The organism is Cryobacterium sp. TMT1-2-1 (genome assembly GCF_004403955.1).
Classification (GTDB): domain Bacteria; phylum Actinomycetota; class Actinomycetes; order Actinomycetales; family Microbacteriaceae; genus Cryobacterium; species Cryobacterium psychrotolerans.
The window spans coordinates 1-19,284 of record NZ_SOHC01000061.1 but is presented as its reverse complement, the minus strand read 5'-3'; the positions used below and the strand labels follow the sequence as shown (position 1 = coordinate 19,284).

The 19,284-nt window shown below is 66.4% G+C and carries 18 protein-coding genes and 1 tRNA gene; 8 read left to right on the top strand and 11 right to left on the bottom strand.

Going from position 1 to position 19,284, the window contains the following annotated elements; translation table 11 throughout:
• Positions 1-5: 5 nt before the first annotated feature.
• The 8 genes from prfA to argS form a co-directional block, all read right to left on the bottom strand.
• Positions 6-1,085, bottom strand: a complete 1,080-nt coding sequence (prfA, locus tag E3T33_RS10500) for a peptide chain release factor 1 (RefSeq protein WP_092321665.1) — start codon at positions 1,083-1,085, stop codon at positions 6-8.
• Positions 1,085-3,487 (bottom strand): transcription termination factor Rho, encoded by a 2,403-nt coding sequence (gene rho, locus E3T33_RS10495; protein WP_092321666.1) that lies wholly within the window; start codon positions 3,485-3,487, stop codon positions 1,085-1,087. Before rho ends, prfA begins: the two co-directional genes overlap by 1 nt.
• A 296-nt stretch (positions 3,488-3,783) precedes the next feature.
• The gene (gene thrB, locus E3T33_RS10490) at positions 3,784-4,737 is read right to left on the bottom strand and encodes a homoserine kinase (RefSeq protein WP_092321668.1); all 954 of its coding nucleotides are present in this window, start codon (positions 4,735-4,737) and stop codon (positions 3,784-3,786) included.
• The gene (thrC, locus tag E3T33_RS10485; RefSeq protein ID WP_092321738.1) at positions 4,734-5,810 is read right to left on the bottom strand and encodes a threonine synthase; all 1,077 of its coding nucleotides are present in this window, start codon (positions 5,808-5,810) and stop codon (positions 4,734-4,736) included. The genes thrB and thrC overlap by 4 nt, the downstream gene beginning before the upstream one ends.
• Before the next feature lie 29 nt (positions 5,811-5,839).
• Positions 5,840-7,174, bottom strand: a complete 1,335-nt coding sequence (locus E3T33_RS10480; protein ID WP_092321669.1) for a homoserine dehydrogenase — start codon at positions 7,172-7,174, stop codon at positions 5,840-5,842.
• Entirely contained in the window at positions 7,171-8,604 is a 1,434-nt protein-coding gene (gene lysA, locus E3T33_RS10475) for a diaminopimelate decarboxylase (RefSeq protein WP_092321671.1), read from the bottom strand. Before lysA ends, E3T33_RS10480 begins: the two co-directional genes overlap by 4 nt.
• A 134-nt stretch (positions 8,605-8,738) precedes the next feature.
• Complete coding sequence (locus tag E3T33_RS10470; protein ID WP_092321672.1) at positions 8,739-9,497, bottom strand: DUF2993 domain-containing protein; 759 nt, start codon at positions 9,495-9,497, stop codon at positions 8,739-8,741.
• 2 nt (positions 9,498-9,499) lie between these two features.
• Complete coding sequence (argS, locus tag E3T33_RS10465) at positions 9,500-11,176, bottom strand: arginine--tRNA ligase (RefSeq protein ID WP_092321674.1); 1,677 nt, start codon at positions 11,174-11,176, stop codon at positions 9,500-9,502.
• A gap of 43 nt (positions 11,177-11,219) precedes the next feature.
• On the opposite strand from argS, the gene E3T33_RS10460 reads away from it, so the two are divergent.
• From E3T33_RS10460 to E3T33_RS10420, 8 genes are all read left to right on the top strand, one after another.
• Positions 11,220-11,852 carry a hypothetical protein gene (locus E3T33_RS10460; RefSeq protein WP_092321675.1) on the top strand — a complete coding sequence of 211 codons (633 nt, stop codon included), beginning with the start codon at positions 11,220-11,222 and terminating at the stop codon, positions 11,850-11,852.
• 62 nt (positions 11,853-11,914) lie between these two features.
• A tRNA-Arg gene (locus E3T33_RS10455) sits at positions 11,915-11,986 on the top strand.
• 411 nt (positions 11,987-12,397) lie between these two features.
• The gene (locus tag E3T33_RS10450) at positions 12,398-13,375 is read left to right on the top strand and encodes a hypothetical protein (protein ID WP_134575266.1); all 978 of its coding nucleotides are present in this window, start codon (positions 12,398-12,400) and stop codon (positions 13,373-13,375) included.
• The gene (locus E3T33_RS10445) at positions 13,372-13,734 is read left to right on the top strand and encodes a GntR family transcriptional regulator (protein WP_092321677.1); all 363 of its coding nucleotides are present in this window, start codon (positions 13,372-13,374) and stop codon (positions 13,732-13,734) included. Before E3T33_RS10450 ends, E3T33_RS10445 begins: the two co-directional genes overlap by 4 nt.
• A 147-nt stretch (positions 13,735-13,881) precedes the next feature.
• Positions 13,882-14,646: a hypothetical protein gene (locus tag E3T33_RS10440; protein ID WP_134575265.1), complete on the top strand. Its 765-nt coding sequence runs from the start codon at positions 13,882-13,884 to the stop codon at positions 14,644-14,646.
• A 123-nt stretch (positions 14,647-14,769) separates the two neighbouring features.
• Complete coding sequence (gene mraY, locus E3T33_RS10435; RefSeq protein WP_134575264.1) at positions 14,770-15,876, top strand: phospho-N-acetylmuramoyl-pentapeptide-transferase; 1,107 nt, start codon at positions 14,770-14,772, stop codon at positions 15,874-15,876.
• A gap of 176 nt (positions 15,877-16,052) precedes the next feature.
• Positions 16,053-16,613, top strand: a complete 561-nt coding sequence (locus E3T33_RS10425; RefSeq protein WP_134575262.1) for a GNAT family N-acetyltransferase — start codon at positions 16,053-16,055, stop codon at positions 16,611-16,613.
• A 40-nt stretch (positions 16,614-16,653) separates the two neighbouring features.
• Positions 16,654-17,223, top strand: a complete 570-nt coding sequence (locus E3T33_RS10420) for a cysteine hydrolase family protein (RefSeq protein WP_241982912.1) — start codon at positions 16,654-16,656, stop codon at positions 17,221-17,223.
• 44 nt (positions 17,224-17,267) lie between these two features.
• Here E3T33_RS10420 and E3T33_RS10415 read toward each other — a convergent pair whose 3' ends face one another.
• The 3 genes from E3T33_RS10415 to E3T33_RS10405 all read right to left on the bottom strand — a co-directional run bounded on the left by E3T33_RS10415 (position 17,268) and on the right by E3T33_RS10405 (position 18,891).
• The gene (locus E3T33_RS10415) at positions 17,268-17,552 is read right to left on the bottom strand and encodes a hypothetical protein (protein WP_134575261.1); all 285 of its coding nucleotides are present in this window, start codon (positions 17,550-17,552) and stop codon (positions 17,268-17,270) included.
• Positions 17,553-17,745: 193 nt separating this feature from the next.
• Complete coding sequence (locus tag E3T33_RS10410; RefSeq protein ID WP_092325303.1) at positions 17,746-18,237, bottom strand: FBP domain-containing protein; 492 nt, start codon at positions 18,235-18,237, stop codon at positions 17,746-17,748.
• Positions 18,238-18,321: 84 nt separating this feature from the next.
• A complete protein-coding gene (locus E3T33_RS10405) occupies positions 18,322-18,891 on the bottom strand; it encodes a TetR/AcrR family transcriptional regulator (RefSeq protein WP_092325301.1) in 570 nt (189 codons plus the stop codon).
• Between the last annotated feature and the right edge of the window lie 393 nt (positions 18,892-19,284).

The window sequence follows — 19,284 nt, the reverse complement described above, 5'->3', positions numbered from 1 at the left end:
ACGGGTCAGTCGTGGTCGCCGATTTCGGCGAGGCGGGTCGCCTCGTCGGCGGTGATGCACGACTCGATCACGGCATCCAGGGCGCCGTTCATCACGGTGTCCAGGTTGTACGCCTTGTAGCCCGTGCGGTGGTCGGCGATGCGGTTCTCCGGGAAGTTGTACGTGCGGATGCGCTCCGACCGGTCCATCGTGCGGATCTGGCCCTTGCGAACGAGGGATGCCGCGGCGTCGATCTCTTCCTGCTGACGGGCCAGCACGCGGGCACGCAGAACACGCATGCCGGCTTCCTTGTTCTGGAGCTGGCTCTTCTCGTTCTGCATCGCCACCACGATGCCGGTGGGCAAGTGGGTGATCCGCACGGCGGAGTCGGTCGTGTTGACCGACTGGCCGCCGGGGCCGCTCGACCGGTAGACATCGATCTTGAGGTCGTTCGGGTGAATCTCGACTTCCTCGGGCTCATCCACCTCGGGGAAGACCAGCACGCCGGCCGCCGAGGTGTGGATGCGCCCCTGCGACTCGGTCGCCGGCACCCGCTGCACGCGGTGCACGCCGCCCTCGTACTTCAGGTGCGCCCAGACGCCCTCTGCGGGGTCGCTGGAGTTGCCCTTGATCGCGAGCTGGATGTCCTTGATGCCGCCGAGGTCGCTCGTGGTCTGCTCGATGATCTCGGTTTTCCACCGCTTGGATTCCGCGTAGTGCAAGTACATGCGCAGGAGGTCGGCGGCGAACAGCGCCGATTCGGCGCCGCCCTCCCCCATCTTGATCTCCATGATCACGTCGCGTGCGTCCAGCGGGTCCCGCGGGATCAGCAGGCGCCGCAGCTTCTCGGCTGCGGCCTCCTGCGCCTCAACGAGGTCGGGGATCTCCTCGGCGAAAGACTCGTCTTCGTCCGCGAGTTCGCGGGCGGCATCCAGGTTCTCGCCGATCTCTTTCCACTCGTACCAGGCCGCGATGATGCGGCTCAGTTCGGCATACCGACGGTTGACCTTCTTCGAGCGGGCCGGATTCGCATGCAATTCCGGATCCGCCAACTGGGCCTGCAGCTCGTCGTGCTCAGCCAGCAGGGTCAGGACAGATTCGAACATCAGTGGTCCTTGTCTGACCCGTTCGGGGTCGGCATCGACTTCTGCACCTGCATCAGGAACTCAACGTTGGAGGAGGTCTCCTTGAGGCGGCCGAGGATGACCTCGAGCGCCTGCTGCTGCTCCAGCCCGGCGAGGGCGCGGCGCAGCTTCCAGGTGATCTTGACCTCGTCGGCGCTCATCAGCATCTCCTCGCGGCGGGTGCCGGATGCGTTCACATCGACCGCGGGGAAGATGCGCTTGTCGGCCAGCTGGCGCGACAGGCGAAGCTCCATGTTGCCGGTGCCCTTGAACTCCTCGAAGATGACGTCGTCCATCTTGGAGCCGGTCTCCACGAGCGCCGAGGCGAGGATGGTGAGCGAGCCACCGTTCTCGATGTTGCGTGCGGCGCCGAAGAAACGCTTCGGCGGGTACAGCGCGGATGCGTCGACGCCACCGGAGAGGATCCGGCCCGAGGCCGGGGCCGTCAGGTTGTAAGCGCGTCCGAGGCGGGTGATCGAGTCGAGGAGCACGACCACGTCGTGGCCCAGCTCGACCAGACGCTTGGCGCGCTCGATGGCGAGCTCGGCGACGGTCGTGTGGTCCTCGGCCGGACGGTCGAAGGTGGAGGCGATGACCTCACCCTTGACCGTGCGCTGCATGTCGGTGACCTCTTCCGGACGCTCGTCGACCAGGACGACCATGAGGTGAACCTCGGGGTTGTTCGTGGCGATGGCGTTGGCGATCTGCTGCAGGACGATGGTCTTGCCGGCCTTGGGCGGCGAGACGATCAGGCCGCGCTGGCCCTTACCGATCGGCGCGACCAGGTCGATAATGCGCTGCGTCAGCTTGCCCGGCTCGGTCTCGAGGCGCAGGCGCTCCTGCGGGTAGAGCGGAGTGAGCTTCTGGAACTCGACGCGGTTGGCGGCTTCTTCAACGGTGAGGCCGTTGATCGAGTCGACCTTGACGATCGCGTTGTACTTCTGGCGACCGCTCTGGTCGCCCTCGTGCGGCTGACGGATCGAGCCGACAACGGCGTCACCCTTGCGCAGGTTGTACTTCTTGACCTGGCCGAGTGAAACGTACACGTCGCTGGCACCCGGCAGGTAGCCGGAGGTGCGCACGAAGGCGTAGTTGTCGAGAACGTCGAGGATGCCGGCGACCGGGATCAGCACGTCGTCGTCGCTCAGCTCGGGCTCGAAGTCGTCTCCGGTGCTCGGGCCGCGACGCTTGCGGTCACGGAAGCGGTTGCGGTTGCCACGGCCGCCCAGGTCCTCGTCGGGACCGTTGCGGTCCTGACCCTGACGGTCCTGACCCTGACGGTCCTGACCCTGACGGTCCTGACCCTGACGGTCCTGACCCTGACGGTCCTGACCCTGACGGTCCTGACCCTGCTGACGATCCTGGCCCTGCTGGCGGTCCTGCACCTGCTGGCCCTGCTGGCCCTGCTGACGGTCCTGGCCCTGCTGACGATCCTGGCGGGCGGATGCCTGGCGCTGGTTCTGCTGGCGTCCGCCGTCTTCGGGGCGCTCAACGGCCTGGCCGCGGTCGCCGCCGCGGCTGCGGCTGCGGCTGCGGCCCTGGCGAGGCTGCTCGCCCTGCTCGGACTCGTCGGCTGACTCGGTCGACTCGGCTGACTCGGTCGACTCGGCTGATTCGGTCGGCTCGCCCTGCTCGGACTCTTCGGTCGGCTGGACGCGTTCGGCCTGCTCGGTCGGCTCAGCGGACCGGGCCTGCTGCTCTTCCTGGTTCCGGGCGTCGATGCTCTCGCGAGCATCGATGCTGTTGCGTGCGCCGCCGCGGCCCCGACGGGCGTTCCGGCCGGAGCCGGCGGTGGCCTCGGTTGCAACCTCGGTGGTTGCCTCGGCTTCAGGCGCGGCCTCGGTGGGCGCTGCCGGAGCAGCCTCGGCCTCGAGCGTCGCGGCGGCGGCCGCGATAACGGTGGCCGAGCTGGCGCGCTTGCGGGCCTGGCGAACCGGCTTCTCGACCGCAACGGGCGGCTGCGCCGCATCGGTGTCGGTGGAGCCGGCGTAGGTCGCCGGTGCGGCGGTCTTGCGGGAGTTGGCGGCGGGCGCATCCGGAAGGATGATGCCGAAGTCGAGGGCACCGTCAGCGCTGACGTGTGCGCCGGCCGGCGCGGCGGTCGCCGTGGTGACGCGACGAGAGGCGCGCTTGCGCGGCGCCTCGGTGACGGCCGGGACAGCGACGTCGGTCACTGCTTCGGCAACTGCTTCGGCGCTCACGGGAGCGGCGGAGCCGGCGTTCCTGGACTGGATCTCGGAAATTGCTTCCACGAGTTCTCCTTTACGAAGCTTCGAGGCACCCGGGAGGCCCAGCTCGCCGGCCAGAGCCTGGAGCTCGGCGACGCGAAGGGTGTTGAGGTGGGCTGTGCCCGCACCGGAGGTGCGGAGGTTGACATCGGTCACGAAGGGGGTTCCTTTCGCCTGGTGCTCGATGAGCTGAACCAGGAGACATGTTGCAGCGACTGACGCGCTGCGGGTGAACCAATCCGAAGATGGAAAGGATTGGTGTAAACCACACAGCCACGCACGGAAGACGCGATAGCAGTGAGTTACAGGGAATACACCGGAGAACAGATCCGCACGTTACGCGGTTTCTATCGGGTGCAGTTCGACTCTAACACTCCACCCCGGCACGCCGACGAATCCGCGCACGACACGCGGCCCCCAATCCGAGTGTGGCGGCCGCGGAGGCCGGCGGCCTACGTCTGCGTGCGGGTGACCGTCGCGCCCTGGGAGTCCACGGCCAGCATGAGCGCCTGCCACGGGGTCTCCGAGCGCGCGGCGACGAGGTCGGCCGCCACGAGTCGCTGGCCTGGATCGCTGGCGAGCACGAGCACGGATGGCCCGGCACCGGAGACGACGGCGGCGAACCCGTGCTCGCGCAGCAGCGTGATCAACCGGTCGGTTTCGGGCATCGCGGCGGCGCGGTAACGCTGGTGGAGCTTGTCTTCCGTGCCCGCGAGGAGCAGTTCGGGGCTCTGGATCAGCGCGGCGATGAGCAGCGCCGACCGGGACACGTTGAAGACGGCGTCCTCGTGGGGAACCGACTCGGGCTGGAGGCTCCGGGCGAGCGCGGTCGACATGGCGTGCTCCGGCACGAGGACCAGGGGCTTCACCCCGCGGTGCACGATGAGCTTCTTGTGCCGCGGACCCTCCGGCGTCACCCAGGCGATCGTGAGGCCGCCGAACAGGGCGGGCGCGACATTGTCCGGGTGGCCTTCGAGCTCGGTCGCCAGGGACAGGAGCGCCTCGGCGTCGATGTCGACGATGCCCTCGAGCAGCCCCTTCGCAGCCACGATGCCCGACACGATGGCCGCACCCGACGATCCGAGGCCCCGTCCGTGCGGGATCACGTTGTGGGCGACCAGCTTCAGGCCGGGCAGGTCCTGGCCGTACGCGGCGAAGGTGTGCGCGATGGCCCGGACGACGAGGTTGGTTTCGTCGGTGGGGACTTCACCCTCGCCGACGCCGTGTACCTCGACGAGCACGCCGGGGGTGTCCACGACGGTGACGTCGAGGTGGTCGTAGAGGGCCAGGGCCAGGCCGAGGGTGTCGAACCCCGGGCCCAGGTTGGCCGTGGTCGCCGGCACCTGCACGGTGACCGCACGGCCGGACAGGACCGGCCGGCCGGCCAGTGCGCTGGTCGTGGTCATGCCTTCGCCAGGCCCAGCACGGAGGCGATTTCGGCCGTGTCGACGGGCACGATCGTCGGCTTCACGTCGGAGCCGTCGGGGGTGCGCAGGGCCCACTGGGGGTCTTTCAGGCCGTGGCCGGTGACCGTGAGCACCACGGTGGAGCCGGCCGGGATGTGCCCGGACTCGGCACGTTCGAGCAGTCCGGCGACGCTGATCGCGGAGGCCGGCTCGACGAAAATGCCGACCTCGGCCGAGAGGATGCGCTGGGCCTCGAGGATCTTCTCATCGGTGATGGCGCCGAAGTATCCGTTGCTCTCCTCGCGGGCGTTGATCGCCAGCTCCCACGACGCCGGGTTGCCGATGCGGATGGCGCTGGCGATGGTCTCGGGGTGCTCGACCCGGTGGCCGAGCACGAGCGGGGCGCTGCCCGCGGCCTGGAAGCCGAACATCCGCGGCAGCTTCGTGGTCGCACCGCGCACGAGCTCTTCGCTGTAGCCGCGGTAGTAGGCGGTGTAGTTGCCGGCGTTGCCGACCGGGACGAAGTGGAAGTCGGGGGCGTCCCCGAGCACCTCGACCACCTCGAACGCGGCGGTCTTCTGGCCCTCGATGCGGTCGGGGTTGACGGAGTTCACGAGGTGCACCGGGTAGTTGGTCGCGAGCTCGCGCGCGATGTCGAGGCAGTCGTCGAAGTTGCCCTGCACCTGGAGCAGCTGGGCGTTGTGGGCGATCGCCTGGCTGAGCTTGCCCATGGCGATCTTGCCTTCGGGCACCAGCACGACCGCGGTCAGCCCGGCGTGGGTCGCGTAGGCGGCGGCCGAGGCCGAGGTGTTGCCGGTCGATGCGCAGATGACGGCCTTGGCGCCGGCCTCGACGGCCTTCGAGATGGCCATGGTCATGCCGCGGTCCTTGAACGACCCGGTCGGGTTCATGCCTTCGTACTTGACCCAGACCTTCGCACCCGTGCGAGCGGAGAGGGCCGCGGCCGGGATGAGCGGGGTTCCGCCTTCGCCGAGGGTGACGATCGGCGTGGCATCCGTGATGTTCAGGCGGTCCGCGTACTCGTGGAGCACGCCGCGCCACTGCCTCGACACGGGCCGGCGGGACTTGTCTTCGCTGGACATCAGACTCCTTCAACTCTCAAAACGGATGCGACCTGGGTGACAACGGGGTTGGCCGCCAGGTCATTGACGGTCGCGGCGAGCGCGGCCTCGGTGGCCTCGTGAGTTCCAATCACAAGGGTAGCCGTGGACGAAACGGGCGCGTGGCTGGCGGTTCCCGGCTGCGCGGGAGTCATCGACTGCTCCACGAGCGCGAGCGAAACATGGTGGTCGGCGAACACGCTCGCGATGGTGGCGAGCACGCCGGGCTCGTCGGCGACCTCGAGGGTGACCGCGTAGCGCGTGGTCACGCTGCCGATGTCGAAGACGGGAAGGTCGGCGTGGCTGGACGCCGCGAACCCGGGCCCGCCGGCGACGTGCCGCCTGGCGAGCGACACGAGGTCGCCGAGCACCGCGGATGCCGTCTCCACTCCCCCGGCGCCGGCGCCGTAGAACATCAGGCTGCCGGCGGCTTCCGCCTCGACGAAGACGGCGTTGTTGGCGCCGTGCACCGCGGCGAGCGGGTGGCTGCGGGGCACCATGGCCGGGTAGACCCTGGCCGACACCCCGGCGCGGCCCTCTTCGTCGACGAGCCGCTCGCAGATCGCGAGCAGCTTGACGACGTAGCCCGCCTTCCGGGCCGATTCGATCTGTTCCGGCGTGACCGACGTGATGCCCTCGCGGTACACGGATGCGAGGGGGACGGTGGTGTGGAAGGCCAGGCTGGCGAGGATCGCGGCCTTCTGCGCCGCGTCGTAGCCGCCGATGTCCGCGGTCGGGTCTGCTTCGGCGTAGCCGAGCTCGGTGGCGACGGCGAGGGCTTCCTCGAGGGTGTCGCCGGCGACATCCATCCGGTCGAGGATGAAGTTCGTGGTGCCGTTGACGATGCCGAGGATGCGGTTGACCTGGTCGCCGGCCAGGCTGTCGCGCAGCGGGCGCACGATGGGGATGGCGCCGGCGACGGCAGCCTCGTAGTTGAGTTGGGCGCCGACGTGGTCGGCGGCCTCGAACAGTTCCGGGCCGTGGGCGGCGAGCAGCGCCTTGTTGGCGGTGACGACATCCGCGCCGGAGTTGATCGCCATCAGGATGTAGCTGCGGGCCGGCTCGAGGCCGCCGATCAGCTCGATCACCACGTCCGCGCCGAGGATGAGGGATTCGGCATCCGTCGTGAACAGCTCCTGCGGCAGGTCGACCGTGCGCTCGGCGTTGACGTCGCGCACCAGGATGCCGACGAGGTCGAGCCCGGCGCCCACCCGGTTCGCGAGTTCCTCCTTCTGCTCGAGCAGCAGTCGCGCCACCTGGGCGCCGACGGAGCCGCCGCCGAGCAGGGCAACACGCAGGTTGCGGTATTCGATCATCGGAGAACGTCCTTCTGTTCGGTGGTCGAGCCTGTCGAGACCCCCGTGTCGCGCGCCAGCAGGTCCGCGATGCTCTCGCCGCGCACGAGCACGCGCGCGGCGCCGTCCCGCACGGCGACGACCGGGGCCCGGCCCTGGAAGTTGTAGTTGTTCGACAGCGACCAGCAGTATGCCCCGGTCGCCGGCACCGCGAGCAGGTCGCCCGGTGCCACGTCGGCTGGCAAGTAGTCGGCGTCCACGACGATGTCGCCGCTTTCGCAGTGCTTGCCGGCGATGCGCACGAGCGCCGGAGCGGCGCCCGACACGCGATCGGCGATCCGCACCGAGTAGTCGGCTCCGTACAGCGCCGGGCGGGCGTTGTCGCTCATCCCGCCGTCAATGCTCACGTAGAGCCGGGTTCCCCCGGCCACCTCGACCGGTTTGATCGTGCCCACCTCGTACAGGGTGACCCCGGCCGGGCCGATGATGGCTCGCCCGGGTTCGAAGGCGATCGCGGGAATCGGGATGCCGCGGCGCCGGCACTCGACGGACACGATGTCGGCCAGCCCGGCGGCGAGTTCGCGGATGGGGGTGGGCGCGTCGGCGGTCGTGTAGGCGATGCCGAATCCGCCGCCCAGGTTGAGTTCGGGAACGGGTCCGTCGGCGAGGAGGCCGGCATGCACGGCGAGGAGCCGGGCGGCCGACTCGGCGAACCCGTCCACGCCGAAGATCTGCGAGCCGATGTGGCAGTGCAGGCCGAGGAAGCGGAGGCTCTGTTCTGCGCGGATGGCGGCGACCAGGCGAGGCGCATCCTCGAGCACGACGCCGAACTTCTGGTCTTCGTGCGCCGTCGCGAGGAATTCGTGGGTGTGGGCGTGCACCCCGCTGTTGACCCGCAGGCGCACGGCCTGCACCGTGCCATGGCGCGCGGCGGCTGCGGCGACACGGTCGATTTCGATCGGACTGTCGATGATGATCGTTCCCACGCCCACTCGGGTGGCCTCGTCGATTTCGGCGAGCGACTTGTTGTTGCCGTGGAAGCCAAGCCTGGCCGGGTCGACGCCTGCTGCCAGGGCGACGGCGAGCTCGCCGCCGGTGCAGATGTCGATGTTGAGCCCCTCGGCCACCATCCAGCGGGCGACCTCGGTCGACAGGAAGGCCTTGCCGGCGTAGTACACCCGCGCCGAGGTGCCGATGCGCGCGAACTCGGCCTCGAAGGCCGTGCGGAGTGCGGCCGCGCGGGTGCGGGCATCCGTTTCGTCAATGACGTACAGCGGCGTGCCGAACTCGGCGGCCAGTGCGGAGGCGGTCACACCGCCGATCACCAGCTCACCATCGGCGTTGCGCGTCGTCGTCGACGGCCAGAGTCCCTCGGCGAGGTCGTTGGCGTCGCCGGGCAGGCTGAGCCAGTCGGGGGCGAGCGGATTGGTGGCCACGAGTGAAAACCTCATTGCAAATCGAGTGTGTGTCTCACTCGGCGGCGAGCGAACCCGGATTGGTCCCTGGAGCCAGGGAGGAGAAGTCGCCGTCAACGGTGGGGGCGAGTTACCGCAGATTCTAGCGAACGCGTGGTGTGCGTGCCGAATCAGCCGGCCGAGCAGGAGCCCAGGGTGGTGAGCGACTGCCGGGTGAGCATCAGCGTGCTCGACTCCAGCTTAATGCGTGCGCGCTCGGGTGTGACGTCCACGCCCGCCAGTGTTACGCCGTCGGGCAGGTACTGGGCGATGCAGATGGAGAGAGGCTCCTGGCCGAGGATGAGCGGGATGACGCCGCTCACGTCAACGCTGCCGGCGTCGCTCGTGAGGTCGGCGCCCGTCGGGGTGAAGAGCAGGCTGTCCGCCGAGGTGCTCGGGGTTGCCGTGGCCTCGTAGCCGATCTCGAAACCGAACACGGGGAACGTGCCGGAATAGCTCACCTCACCCGTGCCGAGGGTGAGTTCGGCGTCGCCGGTCTCTCCGCCGGCGGCGAGGAGGGTGTTGAGCGACTCCTGCCCCAGGTCGACGGTGCCCGTCACGTCGCGGACGGGCTTCGTCCGGTCCACCGGTACGCCGCTCGCCACCACGTGCACGGCCGCCGGAACGCCGTCCAGGGCGAACGTCGGGGCATCCAGCTCGACCCGGTCGAAGCCCCCTGCGAGGTACTGGGCAATCACCGAGGCGCCGCCGATCGACACATCGACGTCGCCCGTCGCTCCCTCGGGGAGGTTGGCTGTGATCTCGGCCTTGACGCGGTCTTCGGCCAGGGCACGCAGGCCCGAGTCGACGATGAAGAACGCGACCACGAGCCCGACCACCAGGACGACGGAGATGACGAGCGCGCCGATCCCCCGGCGTTTGCCGGCCATCGCTACATCCGCTCCGGCGCCGATACGCCAAGCAGGCCGAGGCCGTTGCGGATGACCTGGCCAGTGGCGTCGTTGAGCCAGAGCCGGGTGCGGTGCAGGTCGGTCACGGGCTCGTCGCCCAGCGGGATGACGCGGCAGTTGTCGTACCAACGGTGGTAATAGCCGGCGAGCTCTTCGATGTAGCGGGCGATTCGGTGCGGCTCGCGCAGCTCCGCGGCCAGCGCGACGATGCGCGGGTACTCCTGCAGCACGCCGAGCAGCGCGGACTCGGAGTCGTGGGTGAGCAGTTCCGGCGCGAACGCCGTGCGCTCCACCCCGGAGGTTGCCGCGTTGCGGGCGACCGAACGGGTGCGGGCGTGCGCGTATTGAACGTAGAAGACCGGGTTGTCGTTGGTGCGCTTGCCCCACTGGTCGAGGTCGATGTCGACCTGCGAGTCGCTGCTGGAGCGCACGAGCGCGTACCGCCCGGCATCCACGCCGACGGCGTCGACGAGGTCGTCGAGGGTGACGATGGTTCCGGCGCGCTTGCTCATCCGCACCGGCTCGCCCTCGCGGACGAGGTTGACCATCTGACCGATCAGGATCTCGTGGTGTTGCCCCGGGATGTCGCCGAATGCCTCGGTCATGGCCATCAGACGGCCGACATAGCCGTGGTGGTCGGCGCCGAGCATGACCAGGTTCTGGTCGAAGCCGCGCTCGCGCTTGTCGAGGTAGTAGCCGAGGTCGCCGGAGATGTACGCCGGCTCGCCGCTCGAGCGGATGATCACACGGTCGCGGTCGTCGCCGAACGTGGTCGTGCGCAGCCAGATGGCACCCTCGGACTCGAAGATATGGCCCTGCTCGCGCAGGCGTTCGATCGCGCGCTCGACCGCACCGGACTCGTGCAGGGAATCCTCGTGGAAGAAGACGTCGAAGTCGACGCCGAAGCTGTGCAGCTTGTCCTTGATCTCGGTGAACATGAGATCAACGCCGATCGATCGGAAGACCTCCTGCTGCTCGTCGCGCGGCAGCGCGGCGAGGTCGCCTTCGTAGAGTTCGACCACCTTGTTGGCGATGTCGGAGATGTACGCACCGCCGTAGCCGTCCTCCGGCGTGGGCTCCCCCAGGTAGCTGGCGAGCACGCTGCGGGCGAAACGGTCGATCTGCGAACCGTGGTCGTTGAAGTAGTACTCGCGCGTGACATCCGCGCCCTCCGCCTTGAGCACCCGGGCGAGGCTGTCACCGACGGCGGCCCACCGGACGCCGCCCATGTGGATCGGACCGGTCGGGTTGGCCGAGACGAACTCGAGGTTGATCTTGATGCCGGCATAGGTGGATCCCGTGCCGTAGTTTTCGCCGGCGTCGACGATCGTCTTCGCGAGCGCTCCGGCTGCCGCCGCTTCCAGGCGGATGTTGATGAAGCCGGGGCCGGCCACCTCGACGGAGGCCACGCCGGGGATCTGCTCCAGCCCGGCGGCCAGTTCGCCGGCGATTTCGCGCGGGTTGGCGCCGAGGGCCTTGGCGATCTTCATCGAGATGCTGGACGCCCAGTCGCCGTGGTCGCGGTTCCTGGGCCGTTCGAGGGTGACGTCGGCGACGGTCAGTCCCAGGTCAGCGCTCGCGCTGCCGGCCTCCCGACGACGCTCGATCAGGCGCAGGACGAGGTCGAACAGGGATTGAGAAAGTTCAGCAGGGGTCACGGCGTTCAATCCTACCGGCCGCCCCTGTTGGTAGGGTCAACCCGTGACCCTCTCCCCTGCTCTCGCTTCCATCCGCGCCCGCCGTGTTCGCTCCGGCGCCGCCCTGGCCGCCGGCGCCCTCGCGCTCATCGTTCTCGCGGGCTGCGCGCCCAGCGCCGAACCGGCCCCGAGCGCTTCGGCGACGGCCGAAGCGACCGCCGCGCCGGCCGCCAGCACCGAGCCGACGCCCACCCCCGCGGAGGACCCGGCCACCGCGGTCGGGCTCGGCTGCGACGAGGTTCTCACCCCGGATGACGTCTACGCTTTCAACCCGAACTTCGGAGCGGCCCCGGACTACAAGCCGGCCGACGGCAGTGCCGCGTCGGTCGCGGTCTCCCAGAAGGGAGTCGCCTGCAGCTGGCTCAACCAGACCAGCGGCGACGTGATCGAAATATCCATCGCCCAGCCCAACGACTCCACGTTGACCGACCTCAAGAACCAGGCCGTGTCGGCGAGCACCCCGGTGCCGACGTACGGCACCGGCGTTGACGTCGAGGGATACTTCACGGCGACCGGCGGCAAGGGCGAAGCCCAGTTCTTCACCGGCAAGTACTGGGTCGTCGCAAGCTCGGTCGAGTTCGGCGAGCCCGGCGACGCCGAGCCGCTGATCGCCGCCGCGGTCTCGCACCTGCCCTAGACTCCGGGCGCCTGCGTGCGGTCAGGACGCCCGCAGATGCTGGTAACGTAGTAGCGAACCTGGCCCCCATAGCTCAGGGGATAGAGCACTGCCCTCCGGAGGCAGGGGCGGCAGTTCGAATCTGCCTGGGGGCACCGGTGTCACGTGACAGGCCAGTTCGGACTTTTGCCACCTAGTTCGGACAAACCGGACGCCAAGCTCGTTGAGAGCCATGCCGCTGTCTTGCGCAGCCGTAACGCGAATGCGGGCCTCACCCTGTTGCGGTTGACGCACCTGAGCGAGATTTCTCTACGGACAGGTCAAACGCGACAATTCTGCATGGGCGGGCGGTGCTTATCCAGTCTCCGCGGGTCCGTTCCCGTTGGAGGTCCCGCAAACGCGTCGTCGTCCCTCAGGAAGAGTCGTTCAGCATGAGCTCCCGATCACCGCAACCGGACGGGCTTCGCCGCACCGTTGTCTATGCTTCTCGCACAACACCTGTACCAACAGGCCGATACACGTGCTAACGTCTGTGTCACTTACTTGACACACGAAAGGTTGCGGCCGTGCTCCACTTCGCTCTATTGTTCCCGCTTGTCGTCGTCGTCGCCATGATCGCGCTGGCGGTGGCCAGACGCGGCCCTTTCCGGGCCCTCCATATCTCTTCAGCCGCCGCCGCTTCGGCGGAAGCTACGAACCGTCGGCTGCGGCTGCGGCTGCGTAACGTGGGCGCTATCGCAGCGACCGTGGCTTGCGCCACGTTGCTCACCGTCGCGGGCCTTATCGGCTCGATTACGACGGAACGCCAGGAGCCCCTGGACGCCCTTCACCTGCTCCTGCTCACTCCGATCCTGACGGCCGTCACGGCAGTCGCGTTCTTCGCCTTCCTGCCGGCGTTCCCGGAGGAATCGGCGTCGAGAACGGCGGACCTGACTCGGCGGACCCCGCTCACGTTCGGCCCTCGCTCGGTGTTCGTGGCGCCTGTCGCTGCCGCGGCGCTCCTGGCATTTCTCATTGTGCTGCTCGGGGCTGTGGCCGACCCGGATGGGCGCATGCTCAGCTACTCACCCGACGTCGCAAAAATGGGTGGCGGAGGTGGCACGTTCCCCGGCCTTGTCTACGGCATTCCCCTCCTCGTCGGGATGGTGCTTCTGGCTGGCGTCCTCATCGTTGCACTCAAGCGCATCGCTTCAGCACCTCGTCCCACGGACGCGTCACTTCGCGAGGCCGATTCGACCGTGCGGCTCCTCGGAATCCGCGTGGTCACGAAAACCGCGACATCCGCCCTGCTGGTGACAGCGGGGTCACTCTGTATTCTCGCCGGGAACACGGCGGAATCCATCAACCGCGGCACCAGTGTCGACGGCCGCGGCAACCCGATTCCGGCGGATGCAACAATGCAAGCCATCGGGACCCTCGGCACCATCGCGCTGTGGTTGGGCGTTGCGCTCGTGGCTGCCGCCATCGCCTTCGTCGTAGGCGCGATCGGAGATGCTACGCGCAAGCCATTCGAGATCGCTCCCGTCGCCGAAGTGCTGGCATGATCACGATCGACGAGTCCGACCCGACCCCGCCTTTCGGGCAGATTCGCAGACAGCTCGCCGACGAAATCCGCGTGGGCAACCTTGCGCCAGGACACAAGCTACCCTCGGTGCGCCAACTCGCCGGCGACCTGAGGCTTGCGGCGGGAACCGTCGCGCGGGCCTACTCCGAACTCGAGGCAGACGGGCTGCTGGAATCGAACCGAACGGGCACGAGAGTCAAACAGATCGACGCTTTTCCTACCCAGGCCCGCGAAGCGGCCCGCGCCTACATCGCTTCGCTTAACGGCCTGACCCTGGAGGACGCCATCCGTGCCGTACGAGCGGAGTGGAAAACGACCGAGGAAGCCGCGACCCGCTAGGTGGGGCCGTCGGTGGCGGCGGCGCCGGTGAGGCACCTGGTGAATCCATTCCGCCCGGCCGCCCTTGCGGGTACCATTCCGTGCATCGCTCAACCGTGACCGGCTCGCCATAACTGCCAGCGCGGGGCTACCCAAGAGGAGTGCACCATGCGTGCAACCCGCGAACACAACAGCGGTTCCGCGCCGGCGAAGACCGCGGTTACGAACACCAATCGGGCAGCGTTGCGGGCAGGCGGAATGGCGGTTGTCATTGCCGGGCTCGGAGGCATCACGTGGTTTACGCTCGAGCTCCTGCCGCCGGTTCTCGGCTTCGACGACACCGACAACCCCGCAGTGAGCCTCGATTATCTGCGCCAGTATCCGCAGTTTTACCCACTTGCCGGGGTCGTACTTTTCATCATGGCGGTCGCGTTCGTCGTGGCGAGCTTCGCCGTCTCAGATGCGCTTGCACCACGCACTAGCAGTATCACTCGCCGAAGCCTGAGCGCGCTCGGTCTCATGTCGGCTGCATTTCTATTCATGCACGGCGTCTTGCGCGAGTCGCTGGGGCCGTTGCTCTACATCGACGGAATGAACAGCGGATGGGGCGAGTCCGCCTACCTCACCCTTCAGATGCTGGGAACCCATGGTTTCGCCCAAGCGAGCCTCCTTACGCTCTGTGTCTGGGCCGTGGGTATCAGTGTCGCCGGGGCACGCTCCCACGCCCTGCCGATCTGGTTATGCGTCCTGGGAGTCGTCACCGGCCTCCGGCTCGTGATGCTCATCACTGGTCCACTCCTGACGGCAGCAAGTATCGACTTGCCCGCGTTTCTCTGGCTTGGCTCCATGGCCCTGATCCCACTGGGAATGCTTTGGTGGCTTGCGCTCGGCGTTGTGCTGCTGGTCAAGTCCAGGCGGAATCTGCGGCAGTAGACGTCCCGCTTTCGCGGCACCCTCGCAACGGCCAGGCGCCGTCCGCCTCCTAACCGTGGATCACGCAAGCCGCTTCGGCCCCGCCTGACCGGCATGTGGGCAGCCCCCTGCCAGACTGGCGCGGTGGGGACTTTACTAACGGCCGGCGGTCTCGCCCTTGCCTTCTCGCTTTTTCTGACACCGCTGTTTGTCCGTTTGTTCAAGCGGCTCGAACTCGGCCAGTTCGTCCGCGATGACGGTCCCAAGTTGCATCACACCAAGCGTGGAACGCCCTCAATGGGCGGCATTGTCATCCTCCTGGCGACGCTGTTCGGATTCTTCGTCTCGGCGATCGTCAACGGCGGCGAGGGCATCTCGGCATCCTCACTGCTCGTACTTTTCATGTACATAGGCATGGCTTGCGTTGGTTTCGTCGACGACTTCCTCAAAGTGCATCACCAACGCAGCCTCGGGCTCGGCGGGTGGGCCAAGATCGCAGGACAGACGGTGGTCGCGTCCGCCTTCGGTCTGCTCGCCCTTCAAGTCCCGACCACGGGTGGTCACGCTCCGGCATCGATGACCATCTCGGCCTTCCGCGACATTCCCGCGCTCGACCTCGCTCGAATCGCGACCGCCGTACCCGCGGTCGGGATCATCGCCTACCTGATCTGGATCAACTTCCTTGCAACGGCCACAACCAACGGGGTGAACCTTGCGGACGGCCTCGACGGGCTCGCGACCGGGGCATCCATCCTCGCGGTCGGCTCGTATATGCTCATCGGTTTCTGGCAGTTCAACCAGTCCTGCTTCAGCCCCACCATCAACCCGGACGATTTGGACAAATGCTACACAACGAACGATCCGTTATCGCTGGCGATCGTCGCAGCGGCGATCTGCGGTGCTCTCATCGGATTCCTGTGGTGGAACACCAGTCCAGCCAAGATCATCATGGGCGACACCGGCTCGCTGGGTCTCGGCGGGGCACTTTGCGCCCTTGCCATTGAGACCCACACCGAACTGCTCCTCATTCTGATCGGGGGCCTGTTCGTCATCGAAGCCGGCTCGGTCATCATCCAGCGCGCGTACTTCAAAGCCACGCACGGCAAGCGCATCTTTCCCATGACCCCGATCCACCACAGCTTCGAGTTGATGGGATGGGGAGAGGTAACCATCGTCGTGCGGTTCTGGATCATTGCCGGTGTGCTCATCGCGGTTGGGGTAGGCACGTTCTACTTCGAGTGGTTGAGCTAGCTGCGACTTGGCCGACGCGAGGAGAAAGCCCTCTGGATGATCGCCGTCGTATTCGCGCCTCTTCTTGGTGCGCTCGTCTGGTACTTCGCCGGACCACACCTAATCGGCCTTCGACTCATTCGCCAGGTTCTTTGCTGCGGGATGGGCTCGGATGAGCGTCGCCCTATGATCTGGTCATGGGGATGCTCGTAAACGAAGCCACGGTGGAAGATTCAGCCGGCATCGCGCACGTCAACGTCGCATCCTGGCGGCATGCCTATGCCCACCTTCTTTCGCCCGGTTTTCTCGCGAGCATTTCTGAGGAAGACATCGCCAGCAATTTCCGGCGCGGCCTCGAACGCGGCCGCTCGATCTGGGTTGGAAGGGTCGACGATCAGATCGTTGGATTCGCTATGGCAGCCACTCCGCGCGAACCGAACCCGCCGCGAGACTTGGAACTTGGCCTGATTTACGTCTTGCCAGCCCATTACGGGAACGGGTTGGCCCAGGCTCTCCTCGATGCTGCGATCGGGAGCGCCCCGTGCATGCTGGGTCGCCTCGGACAACCCGCGGGCACACGCCTTCTATCGTCGCAACGGGTTCAGCCTCGACGGTGCGACGAAGATCGAAGCGCAATGGGAGAGCATGCAAGCGTCCCTAATGATCCGCTGAGCGTTCGGCTTACCGGCATAGCCTCTGTGCCGAACTGCTGGCCGCTGATCGCCGCGGTGCCGACGTCATGGGATGCTGAATGGTGACTGAAGATCCCGCCCTGAAAATAGTAAGGAGCCCTGAATCGTGATCCAACTACCCTCGATCGATGATCGCACCGCGCTGATCGTCGTTGACGCTCAGCAGGGATTTGACCAAGCCGACTGGTGGGGACCCCGAAACAACGCTGACTGTGATCAGAACATCGCAGCGTTAGTGAACGAGTGGCACAGGCTTTCGCGACCGGTCGTCTTCGTGCAGCACAATTCCTCCAATCCGCTCTCCCCGCTGCACCCCAGCAATCCCGGCCATGCATTGAAAAGTTATATGTCCGGCACCGCGGATCTATTGGTCCAAAAGACTGTCAACTCAAGTTTTCACGGCACACCCGATCTTGACTCCTGGCTTCGAGAAAACGCCATCTCTACTATCGTGATCTGCGGCATCACCACCAACCACTGCTGCGAAACAACAGCACGCATTGGCGGAAACCGGGGATACACCGTCTACTTTGCGGTAGATGCCACTCACACATTCGACAGGGCAGACCTCGAAGGCGGCGTAATCAGCGCGGCGGAACTTTCCCGAATAACCGCGATCAATCTCCACGACGAGTTCGCCACCGTCGTCCTCTCGCACGAACTTCTCAACCACTAAAAACGTCCCGCATGGGGTTGGTTGCCCGGCCGTGGATTGGCGATCTAGAGATTGACTAGTTGTGTGAGCTTCTCGGCTGCGCCGGTGATGCTGCCGATTCCGGAGAGGGTGAAGATGCCAGCCACGCCCCAAAACCAGTAGCGGTCGCTCCGACCCGCTTTCATCCGGTTGAACGCCAGCCACCAAGCCGCCACCGTAGCCAAGGTGGAGGCGATTACAGTGCCGAACGCCATCCGTACATAGTCTGCTGCGTCTGGTGCATCCCAGGAATTGGTGGCGATCACGATACCGAACGGCACGATGATCATCCCCACGAATCCGATGAGCACCGGGGACACAGTGCGTCGTTTCCGAGCACTCGTCTGAGTTGTCATGCGGTGAGTCTCGCAGGTCTTGCCCCTTGAATCGATGGAATCGCTCCAGCGATCCGCAAAGGGTTCCCGGCTGGCACGTCAGCCCCTCTACGGCTCGAAGTCCTAGCGGCGGAATCTGTGCTCAGCGGAGGCCAGCTTGCGGGCGGCCCTATTTTCCGTCGCGGACACTACGTGCGAAGTTGCGGACGTGTGTTCCCAGCGCTTCGAGGCGTCGCTGTCGCGCTGCCTCCACGTCAAAGCCGATGTAGGCGACCGGGGGGAGCTTGCGCACGTTTGCAGAGCATTCGAAGCCGGCGCATACGAGAGTGCCGACCGTGTCTCCGTTGCGCCCTGCCTGGCCGGCCCGCTTGATGCTGAAGAACACCACGTCGTTCGGGAGATGCACGTCTTCGCACCACGAGCATTGGGGCCGCGTTTTTGTCTTCCCGTCGGCTTGACGAAGCAGGATCCCGACCAGGCCCTCCTCGAGTTCAACGATGACATATCCGATTCCCGGGATCTTGGGGTCCCGCCAGCCGAGGTAGTCGAGGTTGTCCCATGGCAGGTTTTCGAGGTCCCGGGGAAGGGTGAGCGCCTTTCGTTCCCTGAGTGAAGCATTGATGAATGATGACCGAATGTCTGTGGCGGTGAGCTGGAGCATGAGGTGCGGATGCCTTCTCTGTCTGTGTCGCTGATCCGTGGATTGAGAGTGGTGCGGTCCGGGGTAGGGAGCTAAACGGTGTCGTCAGGCCGGCGGCCAGTTGTTCAGGACAACATCGAGGGCGTCCAGAGCCCTGGACCACGATGCATCCGCTGCGCGTTGCGTGTTTTGAAAGCCACCGGAACATTCCAGACTTACGTATCCGTGGAACACGCTGTGCAGCAGCCGCACAGCGTCGGTCTGGTCCGGCTCCTCGAGTGCGTAGCCCCGGAGGATAGCCCTGGTCATCGACGCGTGCCTACCCGCCGCACTGGCGGCAGCCACCTCAGGGTCAAGCTCCAGCCGTGTTGCTGCATATCGCCCGGGATGTTCCTTCGAGTAAGCCCTGTAGGCGTTGGCGAAGGCGACCAGCGCATCCTTGCCTGCACGGCCAGCCAATGCGGCAGCGACTCGGTCGGCGAGTTCGGCCAATGAAAGCACGGCCACCCTCGTCCGGAGGTCCCGCACATTCTTGATGTGTGAGTAGAGGCTCGCGTCCCTGACGCCGAAGATGCGCGCAACAGCCGAGACGGTCACGCCCTCGAAACCGATCTCGTCAGCCAGGTCAGCCGCTGCGAAGGTCACGCGTTGCGTCGTCAGTCCTATTCGTGCCATTGCGGCCACCTTTCCCCATTTCCTACGATAGCAATGTATTTGCCTAATACCTCCAGGTATTTCCTTGATGTTATTGAGGAGTCATCCTTGTCGATCCCAGTCGCTCGATGCATAGCCATTGCTACCGAGATGGGCGCCAACACACACGCAATGCAAGCTCGGAGCTCGCGCGCACCCCGGCGTCACAGCCCGTAGAGGGTTCCGCTTCGGGCACTGGCATCAGAGCTCTGAGACACGGACGCACCTAGGGCGTGTCTCCTAATCGAATCGTGATTCGTTTGGGAGGGTGGAGGGATGTCGCGTACTGCTCTCCTGACCGATGACCAGTGGGCTCGGATTGAATCGTTGATGCCGAGCTCGGATGGCAGTGCGGGGCGACCGTTCCGGGATCAT